Raw genomic sequence first — 12,064 nt, forward strand, 5'->3', positions numbered from 1 at the left:
ATTGACGCTCTGATCGGAAAGACGCTGCTGACCATAAGTCTGTTCATCGCCAATATCACCGCTGACATTTTCTATGCGTGGATAACGCAGGACCTTTTGCTAAACTTCTGCCCGCTTGCGTGATTGTCATGGACAACGCAACGTTCCATAAACGGCAGGATATCCAAACCGCCATTGCCAATGCCGGGCATACACTTGAATACCCGCCGCCTTATTCCCCGGACTTAAATGACATTGAACCCAAATGGGCTCAGGCCAAAGCCATCAGAAAAAAGGAAGGTTGTTCCATCGAGCAGCTCTTTGCCGCTTATGAAATTTAAATCATTTTATATGAGATCTGCTATAAAGGAAGTCTGCAAGATCATCTCAGCAAATTGACCACTGGACCGGCGGTATGGGCAGGCGATACGCCGGTCTGGTTTGTGATGATCAAGGACACAAAAGGCCGTTTCAAAGACAATGCCAACTGGGGAGAAGGTTGGGTATGGGCGTTGTTTGAAGCCCCAAACCGGAACTTCAATACATCCAAAGGTTATCTGGAAAGCTGCCTTCCCTGCCATGTGCCGGCAAAACAAACCGACTGGGATATATCGAAGGCTATCCTACTCTAAGAGCATAATAGATATCCTGGAGAACCATTCCATTCAGAATAATACGAGCGACAACGCAAGGACAATCAACATAAAAGGAGCGAAAATTGGGGGGTATTGGAGCTTTACTATGAGGGCCATATTTTGCCAAGAGAACCTGGGCTCGGTAGGCGAGGGTTACAGCCCCTGTGAAGGGGTGCGCAGGCCGGGCAGTGAACTAACAGTGGTGTTCATCAGTCCATGATTTGTCGAAGAATACGTATTCCGATCCGCGATTAGATTGATGGGACTGAGGACATTGTGCGGTGATCTGTATCCACTCATTTTTATCAACAAAGGAGAACACCATGTTTACTAGATTTCTGTACGGGGCTGTCTTGGCAGCGCTCTCTGCAAACGCAGCTTCAGCCGATAATTTGCCCACAGATAAGTCCAAGGTAACGGTCGTCTTTGATCACGCTCTCCCGAATGTGCCCGGCAAGAGCATGAAAGGCGTGCTGGTCGAATACCAGCCGGGTGCTTCATCGCCAGCACATACCCATCCAAAGTCGGCTTTCATCTATGCAACGGTTCTTGAGGGGGAAATTCGTAGTAAAGTCAATAACGGTCCGGAAAAGGTTTATCGCGCTGGCGAGAACTTCGCCGAATTACCTGGCGATCATCATGGGGTCAGCGCAAATAACAGCAAGACTCAACCTGCGCGCCTGCTGGCTGTCTTTGTCGTCGATACCAACGAAAAAGACCTCGTCACAAATGACAAATAATGAAAGAACGGAGTCTTGCAATCACTACCCTGCCTCTAAAGAGTAAAGCTGGATTGCAGGAGGAAATAAGGTATAAATAGGGCAGTAAAAATGTACCACTGATGGGCGCTAATTTTGCATGAATAGCAAAATAAAAGTGTACCAATCTAAAGCCTGTAAGCTAATGCGATTAGCATCAAGTGAGGGAAGATGTATTCAGTGGCTCATAATAGTTCTATTACACATTGGCTGAATAGGCATCCTCTCCTATGCTGATAGAATAGTAAGTCCTACCAAGCTATTCATAGCAAAGGAGAAGCGATGAAAATAAGCGAAGATAAAAAATCTATATGCTTGTCACTCAATGAAACATTGTCTGCACACGAGCTGACAACGCTAATAGCAGAGCTTGCAGTTGTCAGAGCAAACATGCTTCCTAAAGTGCCAAAAGCACCGCCAGTTAAAAGTGATGGAAGTATGTCTGTGCAAGATGATCCGCGGCTAGTCATTGTATAGCATATCCCCTATAAATTGGTTATAATTTGCAGATGACCTACCCGATATCATTTCGCCGTAAAGTATTATCCATTCGGGAGAAGGAGAACCTCTCAATTGCACAAGTGGCCAAGCGTTTTTGCGTCGGGATAGCCAGCGTGACGCGCTGGATCAAAACACCCGCTCGAAGACCACCCGCAACAAGCCTGCCACCAGGATCGACATGGAGAAGTTGGCGCACGACGTCAAGAATTATCCGGACACGTATCAGTACGAGCGCGCCAAACGGCTGGGAGTCAGCAAGCAAGGCATTAATCGCGCTTTAAAGCGTCTGGGTGTGACTTATAAAAAAGTCTGCGCCACCCCAAAGCCAGCGAAGAAGAGCGGCGCATCTTTCAGCAAAAAATTGAAGGCTATGAGCGCGAAGGCCGCGTTATCGTTTACCTTGATGAAAGCGGCTTTGCGCACGACATGCCACGCACGCATGGCTATGCGCTAGTAGGTGAGCGCGCCCATGGCATAAAAGATTGGCATGCAACAGACCGAACTAATGTCATTGGCGCCCTGATCGGGAAGACACTCCTGACCATAAGCCTGTTGATAGCCAATATTACCGCCGACATTTTCTATGCGTGGGTGACGCAGGACCTTTTGCCTAAACTTCTGCCCGCTTGCGTGATTGTCATGGACAACGCAACCTTTCATAAACGGTTGGATATCCAAGCCGCTATTGCCCATGCCGGGCATACACTTGAATATCTGCCGCCTTATTCGCCGGACTTAAATGACATTGGACCAAAATGGGCCCAGGCCAAAGCCATCAGAAAAAAGGAGGGGTGTTCCATCCAGCAGCTCTTTGCTGCTTGTAAAATTTGAATCATTTTATACAGGATAGGCTATACGTTTAAATTAAGTTTAAATGAAAAGCTGGCGAATCAAGTAAGCCAGGCTCCGATATTGGCATTGTTGGGGAATCTGCACACTCTGAAAAGAGTAGATTGGTATACCTCCACGAGCAAGGCATTCCCTTATGTTTCGGAGATACTGGTGTCCCAGGATTACCAGATCAAATCCTACCCGCAAATCTGGCTGGATAAAGAATGCAGTATTCAAAATCGACTCATTTCTTCTGATGAGCAGGAGACAGTTAGCCTGATCAATCACAACTTGATCTCTCTGCTTAACGCTTCTAAATACGAGACGGTAAATGATATCGTCGATGGCGTTATCATTTGGGAATGCAGTCAGTCAGGAAGATGCTGTATAGACGGTGATCAGTGCGCTGGCAGAATGGTAGAGGCAATGCGGCGTGGGAAGGGTACCAGTTGGCCCCGTCCTTCCCTGGCGGTTTGGTGAGAGTAGGGCACAAACCGGCCCCTCAGGCGCGCATAGTCGGCCGCTGCGGAGCGGGGCATGGGGTAGTAGTCATCCCGTGCGTTGCCGGCGGCCCCTGGACGGGTGATCGCGTGGAGATTAGCCCACTTAAGTCCAACTCGACTTGGCTTGAGCTCGCGATTTTATTAACTGGGGCCATTAGTCGTGTATCCGACAAAGGTCTAGAGGAATCTACTCCGCTCCACAAAATTCCATCAATTCGCATCGGTTGCGCCCATTCGCTTTCGCTTGGTAAAGGGCGGTGTCAGCACGGAGGATGACATCGTCAATCTCTTCCTCAGGGCGGTATTGGCTGATTCCGATACTAACCGTGGCGTTGAACGGAAGAGAAATCGTCGTGATGTTCTCCATCTCACTCCGGTAGGCGCTACGGATGCGCTCTGCAACCAGCAATGCTTGTTCGGAAGTAATGCCCGGAAGAAGCGCCAGGAATTCTTCGCCACCAAAGCGACAGAACACATCATCGGTACGTAACACCCGCTGGGAAGAAGACACGAAGCGACATAGGAACTCATCGCCGCCTTGGTGACCGAAGTGATCGTTGATGGCCTTAAAGTGGTCCAGATCCATCATCAGTACAGACAAGGGTTGTCCATTGCGTCGGCAACGGGCCAGCTCCTTTTCTGCAAACATCAATAAGGCACGACGGTTAAGGGCTCCAGTGAGCGGGTCGTGGCTCGCCTGATGGTCTAGCTCCTTCTGAAGCCGTTCACTTGCCATGAGCACCATGCCGAGCGTCGCGCCCATAGTGAAGCATAGCCACCAGAGCAACATCAACGGGGTTGGCCCATCCGGGCTCCAAGGGTCAACGGTTGCGTCACTCGTCGCTACTGCGAAGCTGCGGACAAAGAATAGCGCTGCGCTGATCGCGTAAAGCCAGCCCGAAACACGCATCGCAATTTCCCGCGGACGGGCGGCCGACAATAGCTCCTGTGCAACCATGGCCGAAAGCAGCGCTATCCATAAGGCGTTGCTCGACGTGCGAAAACTCAACGACTGCAACACGTTCGAAGCCACGATCAAACCAATTGCAAACACAATAAGGATCATCAGAATTGGACGCGACAACGGAGCGCGGCCTACAAACCGGCGGAAACTCATCCCATAGGATAATGAAGCCCATCGCAATGAGCATTTGCGCCAATGATAATGCCAACCATTCGGGAACAATATTGCGCATAGCAATCATCAAAAGTGCCACTGTTCCCAGCACACTGCCCCCCGCCCAATGACCGAGTCCGGGTATCCCGGGATGAGTGCGCCATAACAGGATGCGAGTCACTGCTGAGAGCATCGTGGCCAGCGCAACCGCGACCAGTAGTGTCTGGACGTCGAAGCTCATTAGAGGTGGAAACATCGGAACACACTAACCTTAAGTGTTGTCAGAGGAAATATTTTTTGCTGTGTTTCACTAATTGAGTATAGGAAGAATAAATACTCTTTTTTTAAGAAATAAAAGTCATGAGGAAAAGACAAACAAACTTTTTGTATAGGAATATTTACGATATACCACTTTCTCAGCAAATCTCAATGATCAAATAGTGAGAAGAAAGGCGTTCTTCTTCTTTTACTATATACCCTTGGCATATTCTATGCTATTCGCGCATCCATTCCCAGCTTGGCCCTGGCAGCATATATAGTTATCTAAGAGGGTACACGGAAAAAATGAATCCTGGAAATCAAATCGAACGTACTAATAAATTCTTATCATTCCGTATGCAGGGTAGCTAGTAGCTAGGCCTAAAAAGGATTTATCCTCTGCCAATATCTTCATGTCTGTGAGTAAAGCAGCTGCAGAATTAATAATTATCAAGGATGCTGTGAACTATATTCTAATTCATTCTTCAAGGAGAGAGTAAATGTTGAAAATCGGGTTTGTATCCCGGATTGGTAGTATCGTCTCAGTATTTGCCTGGCTGTTACCTGCGATTTCATTCGCTGCAGGAACGGTGACTATCGATCAAGGTACCGAGTGGACAGCTGCTACCCGGAACGACTTCTATAGCCGAGATCAAGGATCTCAGATTATGCCGCTTCGATGGATAGTCGCTTTAAAGCAACCAAATGGCAAGCCGTTCATGGATGAAAGCCTTAGTCGTTATGGTTATTTAATCAATGAAGCAAGCCGGCCCGCCGGGCTGCCGGTTGGATTTACTGTTAACAGCGGGGGGAACGGACAGGAAATAGGCATGAGTTGTGCTGCCTGCCATACGCGTCAAATCGAGGTTGCTGATACTTCGTATCGAATCGATGGCGGCCCTGGAATCGTTGATTTCCAAAGTTTCCTTGCTGATCTCGATATTGCGGTGAATACGGTCTTGACGAACCAACAAGCATTCATCGATTTCGCTCATGCCGTACTCGGCTCGTCATCAACTTCGGCAGATAAGGAGAAACTACGAGAGGAAGTAAAAGCTTGGTATCTACCTTACCATACATTGATAGAACGCGCGCTCCCCACGCAGCCTTGGGGCCCTGCAAGACTCGATGCTGTATCGATGATCTTCAATCGGCTCGCAGGGCTAGACATCGGTCCTGCTCCTACTTACATGATCCCTGAAAATATCCAGCCAGCTAATGCACCGGTACGCTATCCATTTCTCTGGAATGCTGCAATTCAGGACAAAACACAATGGCCTGGTTTCGCTAGTAATGGCAACAGCATACTGGCGCTTTCCCGAAATCTCGGAGAAGTTTACGGAGTATTTGCTATTTTTCATCCTAAAAAGGATGTGGACGAGATACTCGGTATTGACTATCTAGCCACTAACTCGGCTAATTTCTCGGGATTACTGGCATTGGAAGATTTGATTAAAAAAATTGGTCCTCCCAAATGGCCATGGCAAATAGATCAAACTCTTGCCAACAAAGGTAAAGAAATTTATGAACGCAAGACTCAAGCAGGTGGTTGCGCTGATTGTCACGGTATTGCACCCGGTGAAACCAGGTTCTTCGAGCAAAAAACTTGGAAAACTCCCATTTTGGATGTTGATACGGATTCAAAGGAATATGAAATTCTCAGCCGTACTGTGAAGACAGGTGTGCTTGAAGGTGCAAAAATACCATTTCTCGCTGCTCCACTCAAGCCAGTTGATACCGCCTTCAACGTTCTGGGAACCGCTGTCCTCGGCTCCATCCTCCAGCATTACATTCCCATTCTATCGAAGATCAAGGATAGGGCACAAGCAGATAGTCTGAAGTCACCTTTTCCACCTGAAACTGAATCTCTCCGAGACGCATTTATTGCACCGGCTGTACCTGAAAAAATAGCCAAACCAGCTAAACCTACTTACGCGTATGAATCAAGAGTTCTTCAAGGAATCTGGGCTGCTGCACCTTACCTTCACAATGGTTCTGTACCCACATTAGCGGAATTGCTGAAGCCAGCAGCCGAACGAGTCAGTTCATTCAAGGTTGGTCCGGTTTATGATATCGTCAATATCGGAATTGCTGCTGAGCAAACTAAGTTTGATTATACGTTGCAGACAACGGATTGCAGTGACCGAAATTCCGGTAATAGCCGATGCGGTCACGAATTCGGTACTACACTTTCCTCAGACGAGAAAAAAGCTTTGCTTGAGTATCTCAAAACGCTCTAAGTAGGGACATTAGTTCTGCGGCATGACTCGCTCCGGGTAAACATCAATTTTCCTGGAGCGAGTCCTATTTCCTCAATATCAGCCTTGTCTTTGGAATACAGTTCCAAAACCGTTTTACTACTCCATCCTCAGGGCAATCTTTTCCTTTGCTAGCCATAAGACTGCGCATATAACTTAACCAGTTAAGAATGATTCAAAACGTATGTGTGATTTGATGAGTATATCTACGGTTGAATTGTCCCGGGAATTCCGGAGACGTGTTTTGTTAAGTCAAGCTGCATCCGGTGACTCCTTCAATTAGCGATTAATATGCCATTTCGAATTCAGCCGGTGGAGTATCTCCATCGGCTCCAATAACCGGCGATGGTTGAACCAATCTACCCATTCCAAAGTGGCAAATTCCACTTCATCGATAGTGCGCCAGGGCCCGCGATGCCGTATGACCTCTGTTTTGTACAATCCATTAATCGTTTCAGCCAGCGCATTATCGTAAGAGTCACCGACACTCCCAACAGAGGCTTCCATATTGGCTTCTGCCAGACGTTCCGTACAGCGGATCGAGAGATATTGACTACCCCTGTCGCTATATCAGCCGTCGACTTTGTTGGCCCTATAAACTTTGAAATTATTCTTCCATATGCGGTGAATGTCACTTTCAAGCTCCTCATCCCGCTTGATGCGATCAGGCAATCGATCAGGAGCTCGCTCGCGTGCTTTGTGTTGATAGTAACTCGATGGGGCACTCTGAATTTGCTCGTAGATTGGCTCGGCCCCGTATTGTTCTTTATGCTGATCAACACATATCACCATCACTTCGGTCGGCGGTCGAGCCTCTTTTCGCAAAATAGGCCGATGCCTGATGCAATATCTCGTTTGCTCGTTTAAGTTCACGATGCTCTCGTTCCAGTTGCTTGAGCCGTTCATGATCCGATGAAGACAAATCTCCTCGAATTCCCTCATCAGTTTCTGCACGTCTTACCCACGCTCGCAGCGTCTCCGCTGTACAGCCAATCTTCGATGCGATCGATTTGATGGTCGACCAGCGATTCATGCTCCTTTTGCTGTTCAAATACCAATCGTAGCGCTCGTTCCCGTACTTCCTGTGAATAACTGACTTGATTCTTCATCTTCTCCTCCTCTCAAATCGTTTTATCTCTAAAAAACCCGGGGCGGTTCACTTCGGTGACGACGACTTTGCGCAAGTATTTTTAGAGATTAAGAAACAGCTTGGTCAGTTATAAACTGAGCGTATAAAATAGTCTGCCCTATAACTATTGAAGTGTCCGTGTTCTCCGATGAGTGAAATAAATCAGCAAGAATTCGATGAACTTACCGATCGTTATCGAAAACTAATCGCGTCTCAAAAAACCTTATTACTTTCTACCGCTTCAACTGATGGTGTCCCAAATATCAGTTATGCCCCCTTTGTGCGCGATGATATTGGGCTCTATTATATCTATGTCAGTGAACTGGCGAGTCATACGGTGGATTTACTGAATAATCCAAAAGCATCGATAATGTTTATTCGCCCGGAATCAGAATCTCATAATCTGTTTGCACGCGAGCGAGCCGTGTTAAATTGCAGTGTAAAAGAAATAATGCGGGACACTGAGGTATATACGCAGCGGATACAAGCATTGCAGGAAAAGTTTGGCAAAGTTGTCAGCGTATTATGCGCCTTACCCGATTTTCATCTATTTGTATTACATCAGGAGAGCGGACGATATGTTGCTGGTTTTGGACAGGCTTTTGCAATCGATGTAGACAATGATAGTTTGAAACGTTGAATTGTTTTTGTAATCTTAGCGAATTTAAGTGCAATTCAACCTGTACTGTCGGTATTTGCAATTGCCAATATGCATTTCCCTCAATTGATCATACTCGATGCGGCCCTCAAAATAGGCAATAAATATCCGCATGATATCTTCGTGTGCGACTACCAATAATGTTTTATCCTTGTGTTCTTTTAGCTAGTCGATGAAGCATAATACACGCAGCTCGTAATCAAGCAACGATTCACTGTCATTTACGTGCTTTTGTAGCCGATCATGAATAATCGCTACAAAATAGTCAAACACTGGTTTACCTTCAAAGCCAGAGCGGATGTCGGCAAGCTCAGGGTGAACCTTAATTGGCACTGAGTGGTAGCGGTTTATTACCTCTGCTGTTTATGTGCGTGGTAGTGGAGAAACTACAATACGCTCAAATGCTACATGACGCAGCGTCAGTGCTGCCGAATGCGCCTGTTCCTGTTCCATGCCTACTTCTGTTAAATGGACGTCTCGGCTAGGATCATCATTGCACAGGCCAAGATCATTATAATTAGTACGCCCCATGGCGCATGAGGTAGATATCCATGCAACAAATGACTGTGAAATTAAAATCCAATTAGGGTACAAAGTTAATACAGATTTAAAAATGTACCAAATAACAAGACAGAAGTGTAGTAGCTGGGTTTATAAAAAATATGATTCTTTGAAAATGCATTGGCAGAATCAAGGTAGCGATGCAACGTGAACGGGTGCAGATCAGCCTGCGTCGCTGCCTCTTTTCGGGAGGGGTGGGACGCAAACTAGCCTCTGGCGCGTACATAGTTGCCCGCTGTAGGGCGGTTGCGGCGCGGGGATGGGGGCAATCATCCCGTGCGCTACCGGCGGCCCCTGGACCGGCGGTAGCGTGGAGTTTACTTTGCCTAAGCCCAACGCTACTACGTTTAAGCTTTTACTCTTACTTACATGGCCTGGTCATGTATTCAGCGTAATCCACAGACGTTTCTTTCGGCGAGCAAAGCTTAAATCATCATTTCGGGCTGGAGTATTATCTATAGGGTATCATTTCTTTTTTTCTGCTCAAGCTTAGACCAGAATTCATCGGTAAGCATTAATCTAACATTGCAGACTCTACTATTACTAGTGGTATGCAAGTCTCTCAATATAATGAATTTGCAATTATTTATAAAAATGATCAATAGGCTCTGATCAGATATGATCTTTAATTCCGTGGTGGAAAGTTCTCAATAAATATTTACTGAATCTGATCCGTTACATCAAAATGTCGTGGCAGTCTTTTTACCCACCGTTAAAAGGAGCGATAATTGATGCGTTATATAACTGTTCTGCTGTTTTTGACATTTTCTCTCCTGCTAATTGCTGAGAAGAAACCCCCTTATGAATATTATCGTTTGGGGAATCAGGCTGATATCACTTCAACCACTCAATCAGGCATAGTACTAATGGGTGCGGGTATCGATGTAGACGCAGCTTTTCAGTGGATGTGTGAATTGAGTGGCAATGGAGACTTTCTGGTAATCCGAGCAACTGGAACAGATGCCTATAACCCTTATATTCAGCAGCTGTGCCCAAATAGTAAGTCAATTGCAACGCTTATCATTCCAACTATAGAAGCTGCCAATGATGAATTTGTCATCAACACTATCAATCAGGCTGAAGCAATATGGATTGCAGGTGGCGATCAATCCGATTACATCAATTATTGGAAGGGAACGCTCGTGCAGGGAGCTCTTAATGAGCGCATATTTCAAGGTGTTCCAATTGGCGGAACGAGTGCAGGACTGAATGTTCTTACTCAGTTTATCTATTCCGCACTTCTTAGCAAAGGCGTGACGTCCAGTGAAGCGCTTGCCGATCCTTTTAATAAGTACATTACACTTGATCGGGATTTAGTGAATTTATCAATTCTTCAAAGCGTAATCGGTGATGCACGCGTAATACCCCGTGACCGCATGGGGCGTACCATCGCCTTTTTGTGTCGTATTTATGATAACGGATGGTCTGATCGGCCTCGTGCTATTTCTCTCGATGAAGAAACAGCGCTACTTATCGATGCTCACGGGATCGGTACAGTGGTGGGTAAAAGCAATGCATATTTCCTGCAAGCGCCTGGCGCACCAGAAATCTGTCAAGCAGGAAGTCCGCTAACTTATAAAGACATCAACGTTTATCGAATCAATGCAGCTGGAGGCAAATACCAATTATTGAACTGGCATGGAATTGACGGTAGTGAATATCTTGTTTCTGCAGTAGAGGGAGTGTTAACTTCAGACCAACATAATCTCTCACCATACTAGCGAATATGGTGGGTGCCGGCCAACCCCATCCCACTCATCGGAATTTCGTGGGAAGAGTGGGGTGCAAACTGGTCCCTTGGGCGCGCATAGTGGGCCACTGCGGGGCAGTCGCCGTGTGGGCATGGGGGTAAAGTCATCCGATGCATGTCCGGCGGCTCCTGGACAGACGATAGTGTGAGGGGTAGTTATTATCCTTTAATATTTAATCCCTGCTTCAAGGTATGCTTGATCTTCACCAAATCCCACTGATTTTCCATGACTTGATCAATATCTTTATAGGCAACTGGAATCTCATCAATTCTTGCTTCATCTTTAGGGCATTCAATACCTTTAGTCTGCTCCTCCAGATCAGCAACAGAATAAATTCTCTTTGCCTCATTCCTTCCCAGCCTTCTGCCCGCACCATGAGAACACGAGAAAAAGGATTCTTCATTTCCTAACCCTTCAACGATGTAAGATTTCGCACCCATACTCTGGGATAATGCCTAAATCACCTTTTCTCGCTCTGATTGCGCCCTTACGTGTAACAAGCACATCTATTCCGAAGTGGTGTTCTCTTGCAACGTAATTATAATGACATTGTATAGCTTCATCAGTAGTGGTGAATGATGATAAAAATTTACTCATACACTGCAACACAATATCCATCATGACCCGCCTGTTAAGTTCAGCAAACTCCTGTGCCCATGACACAGCATTAACATAGTCATCGTATATCTCGGTATGCTCAACCAAGTAGGCTAAATCTTTGTTGGGCAGATTATCCAGGATAAAATACCGCTCCATTTCTTCCTTGGCTTTCTCAATGGAATATGAGCCTATTCTGTTGCCGACTCCCCTTGAGCCCGAGTCAAGCATTGCCCAGACGTAATCGACTCATCTATGCATATCTCAATAAAATGATTCCCGGTACCAAGGGTACCCAAGTGGCTAATAGTGTTATATCCTTTGGCTTTAGGGTGTTTATACCCATCGCACATGAAATTTCGGCACTCAGGTGCTGCCAATGATTTGGAAATTATCAGTTAATAATGTGCGTAATTCTGCTTCGTAATGATCGGTTGCTGTAAAAAAAGCTTGGCAAGCACTTTTGAAAAGTGAAAAAGTTTCATAGTAGCGACCATACAGGATTTTCTTCTTGAAAAATTTCCAATA

The 12,064-nt window shown here is 46.3% G+C and carries 16 protein-coding genes and 3 pseudogenes; 12 read left to right on the forward strand and 7 right to left on the reverse strand.

Translation table 11 applies throughout. From position 1 onward, the window contains the following. Positions 1-128: 128 nt before the first annotated feature. From BM283_RS19000 to BM283_RS15420, 8 genes are all read left to right on the forward strand, one after another. The gene (locus tag BM283_RS19000) at positions 129-320 is read left to right on the forward strand and encodes a transposase (RefSeq protein ID WP_175492177.1); all 192 of its coding nucleotides are present in this window, start codon (positions 129-131) and stop codon (positions 318-320) included. 54 nt (positions 321-374) lie between these two features. Then, the gene (locus BM283_RS15395) at positions 375-611 is read left to right on the forward strand and encodes a cytochrome P460 family protein (protein ID WP_090694665.1); all 237 of its coding nucleotides are present in this window, start codon (positions 375-377) and stop codon (positions 609-611) included. 326 nt (positions 612-937) lie between these two features. Further along, positions 938-1,354, forward strand: a complete 417-nt coding sequence (locus BM283_RS15400) for a cupin domain-containing protein (RefSeq protein WP_090694667.1) — start codon at positions 938-940, stop codon at positions 1,352-1,354. Between the two features lie 300 nt (positions 1,355-1,654). Next, positions 1,655-1,849, forward strand: a complete 195-nt coding sequence (locus BM283_RS15405) for a hypothetical protein (protein ID WP_090694670.1) — start codon at positions 1,655-1,657, stop codon at positions 1,847-1,849. A gap of 32 nt (positions 1,850-1,881) precedes the next feature. Beyond that, entirely contained in the window at positions 1,882-2,154 is a 273-nt protein-coding gene (locus BM283_RS20145) for a helix-turn-helix domain-containing protein (protein ID WP_254776401.1), read from the forward strand. Next, positions 2,052-2,327, forward strand: coding sequence for an IS630 transposase-related protein (locus BM283_RS20675; protein WP_368086447.1), 276 nt, complete (start codon positions 2,052-2,054; stop codon positions 2,325-2,327). Before BM283_RS20145 ends, BM283_RS20675 begins: the two co-directional genes overlap by 103 nt. Further along, positions 2,300-2,704, forward strand: a complete 405-nt coding sequence (locus tag BM283_RS15415) for a transposase (protein ID WP_090694672.1) — start codon at positions 2,300-2,302, stop codon at positions 2,702-2,704. The genes BM283_RS20675 and BM283_RS15415 overlap by 28 nt, the downstream gene beginning before the upstream one ends. Positions 2,705-2,875: 171 nt before the next feature. Beyond that, a complete protein-coding gene (locus BM283_RS15420; RefSeq protein ID WP_090694674.1) occupies positions 2,876-3,184 on the forward strand; it encodes a hypothetical protein in 309 nt (102 codons plus the stop codon). A 210-nt stretch (positions 3,185-3,394) separates the two neighbouring features. Here BM283_RS15420 and BM283_RS15425 read toward each other — a convergent pair whose 3' ends face one another. Both BM283_RS15425 and BM283_RS19010 read right to left on the reverse strand, forming a co-directional pair. Beyond that, complete coding sequence (locus BM283_RS15425; protein ID WP_217646554.1) at positions 3,395-3,997, reverse strand: GGDEF domain-containing protein; 603 nt, start codon at positions 3,995-3,997, stop codon at positions 3,395-3,397. A gap of 43 nt (positions 3,998-4,040) precedes the next feature. Next, positions 4,041-4,580: a hypothetical protein gene (locus tag BM283_RS19010; RefSeq protein WP_175492179.1), complete on the reverse strand. Its 540-nt coding sequence runs from the start codon at positions 4,578-4,580 to the stop codon at positions 4,041-4,043. A gap of 502 nt (positions 4,581-5,082) precedes the next feature. Between BM283_RS19010 and BM283_RS15430 the strand changes: the two genes are divergently transcribed. Further along, entirely contained in the window at positions 5,083-6,822 is a 1,740-nt protein-coding gene (locus BM283_RS15430; protein ID WP_090694679.1) for a di-heme-cytochrome C peroxidase, read from the forward strand. Between the two features lie 304 nt (positions 6,823-7,126). On the opposite strand, the pseudogene BM283_RS15435 reads toward BM283_RS15430, so the two are convergent. After that, positions 7,127-7,949: pseudogene (locus tag BM283_RS15435) on the reverse strand (transposase). Positions 7,950-8,117: 168 nt separating this feature from the next. Between BM283_RS15435 and BM283_RS15440 the strand changes: the two are divergent. After that, positions 8,118-8,609, forward strand: a complete 492-nt coding sequence (locus tag BM283_RS15440) for a HugZ family pyridoxamine 5'-phosphate oxidase (protein WP_090694680.1) — start codon at positions 8,118-8,120, stop codon at positions 8,607-8,609. A gap of 24 nt (positions 8,610-8,633) precedes the next feature. Here BM283_RS15440 and BM283_RS20680 read toward each other — a convergent pair. Together BM283_RS20680 and BM283_RS18325 are read right to left on the reverse strand one after the other, a co-directional pair. Continuing rightward, positions 8,634-8,777 (reverse strand): annotated as a pseudogene (locus BM283_RS20680) (hypothetical protein); the annotation flags it as partial. A 213-nt stretch (positions 8,778-8,990) separates the two neighbouring features. Beyond that, positions 8,991-9,158 (reverse strand): histidine phosphatase family protein, encoded by a 168-nt coding sequence (locus tag BM283_RS18325; RefSeq protein WP_139225299.1) that lies wholly within the window; start codon positions 9,156-9,158, stop codon positions 8,991-8,993. 170 nt (positions 9,159-9,328) lie between these two features. Here BM283_RS18325 and BM283_RS18330 point away from each other — a divergent pair, with 170 nt between their 5' ends. Next, positions 9,329-9,583, forward strand: coding sequence for a hypothetical protein (locus BM283_RS18330; RefSeq protein ID WP_139225300.1), 255 nt, complete (start codon positions 9,329-9,331; stop codon positions 9,581-9,583). 336 nt (positions 9,584-9,919) lie between these two features. Next, entirely contained in the window at positions 9,920-10,909 is a 990-nt protein-coding gene (locus tag BM283_RS15450; RefSeq protein ID WP_090694685.1) for a cyanophycinase, read from the forward strand. A 188-nt stretch (positions 10,910-11,097) separates the two neighbouring features. Here BM283_RS15450 and BM283_RS19610 read toward each other — a convergent pair whose 3' ends face one another. Beyond that, a complete protein-coding gene (locus tag BM283_RS19610) occupies positions 11,098-11,379 on the reverse strand; it encodes an RtcB family protein (protein ID WP_217646555.1) in 282 nt (93 codons plus the stop codon). Further along, positions 11,354-11,889: pseudogene (locus BM283_RS19615) on the reverse strand (RtcB family protein). Before BM283_RS19615 ends, BM283_RS19610 begins: the two are co-directional and overlap by 26 nt. Positions 11,890-12,064 lie beyond the last annotated feature (175 nt).

This window comes from Nitrosomonas sp. Nm34 (genome assembly GCF_900113925.1).
In the GTDB taxonomy this organism is placed as follows: domain Bacteria; phylum Pseudomonadota; class Gammaproteobacteria; order Burkholderiales; family Nitrosomonadaceae; genus Nitrosomonas.

Bases quoted from the DNA above. Each gene is read 5' to 3' on its own strand.
- BM283_RS19000 (WP_175492177.1), top strand. From the start codon at position 129: ATGGACAACGCAACGTTCCATAAACGGCAGGATATCCAAACCGCCATT.
- BM283_RS15400 (WP_090694667.1), top strand. From the start codon at position 938: ATGTTTACTAGATTTCTGTACGGGGCTGTCTTGGCAGCGCTCTCTGCA.
- BM283_RS15405 (WP_090694670.1), top strand. From the start codon at position 1,655: ATGAAAATAAGCGAAGATAAAAAATCTATATGCTTGTCACTCAATGAA.
- BM283_RS20145 (WP_254776401.1), top strand. From the start codon at position 1,882: ATGACCTACCCGATATCATTTCGCCGTAAAGTATTATCCATTCGGGAG.
- BM283_RS20675 (WP_368086447.1), top strand. From the start codon at position 2,052: ATGGAGAAGTTGGCGCACGACGTCAAGAATTATCCGGACACGTATCAG.
- BM283_RS15415 (WP_090694672.1), top strand. From the start codon at position 2,300: ATGCCACGCACGCATGGCTATGCGCTAGTAGGTGAGCGCGCCCATGGC.
- BM283_RS15425 (WP_217646554.1), bottom strand. From the start codon at position 3,997: ATGTTGCTCTGGTGGCTATGCTTCACTATGGGCGCGACGCTCGGCATG.
- BM283_RS19010 (WP_175492179.1), bottom strand. From the start codon at position 4,580: ATGTTTCCACCTCTAATGAGCTTCGACGTCCAGACACTACTGGTCGCG.
- BM283_RS15430 (WP_090694679.1), top strand. From the start codon at position 5,083: ATGTTGAAAATCGGGTTTGTATCCCGGATTGGTAGTATCGTCTCAGTA.
- BM283_RS15440 (WP_090694680.1), top strand. From the start codon at position 8,118: ATGAGTGAAATAAATCAGCAAGAATTCGATGAACTTACCGATCGTTAT.
- BM283_RS18325 (WP_139225299.1), bottom strand. From the start codon at position 9,158: ATGGGGCGTACTAATTATAATGATCTTGGCCTGTGCAATGATGATCCT.
- BM283_RS18330 (WP_139225300.1), top strand. From the start codon at position 9,329: ATGCAACGTGAACGGGTGCAGATCAGCCTGCGTCGCTGCCTCTTTTCG.
- BM283_RS15450 (WP_090694685.1), top strand. From the start codon at position 9,920: ATGCGTTATATAACTGTTCTGCTGTTTTTGACATTTTCTCTCCTGCTA.
- BM283_RS19610 (WP_217646555.1), bottom strand. From the start codon at position 11,379: ATGGGTGCGAAATCTTACATCGTTGAAGGGTTAGGAAATGAAGAATCC.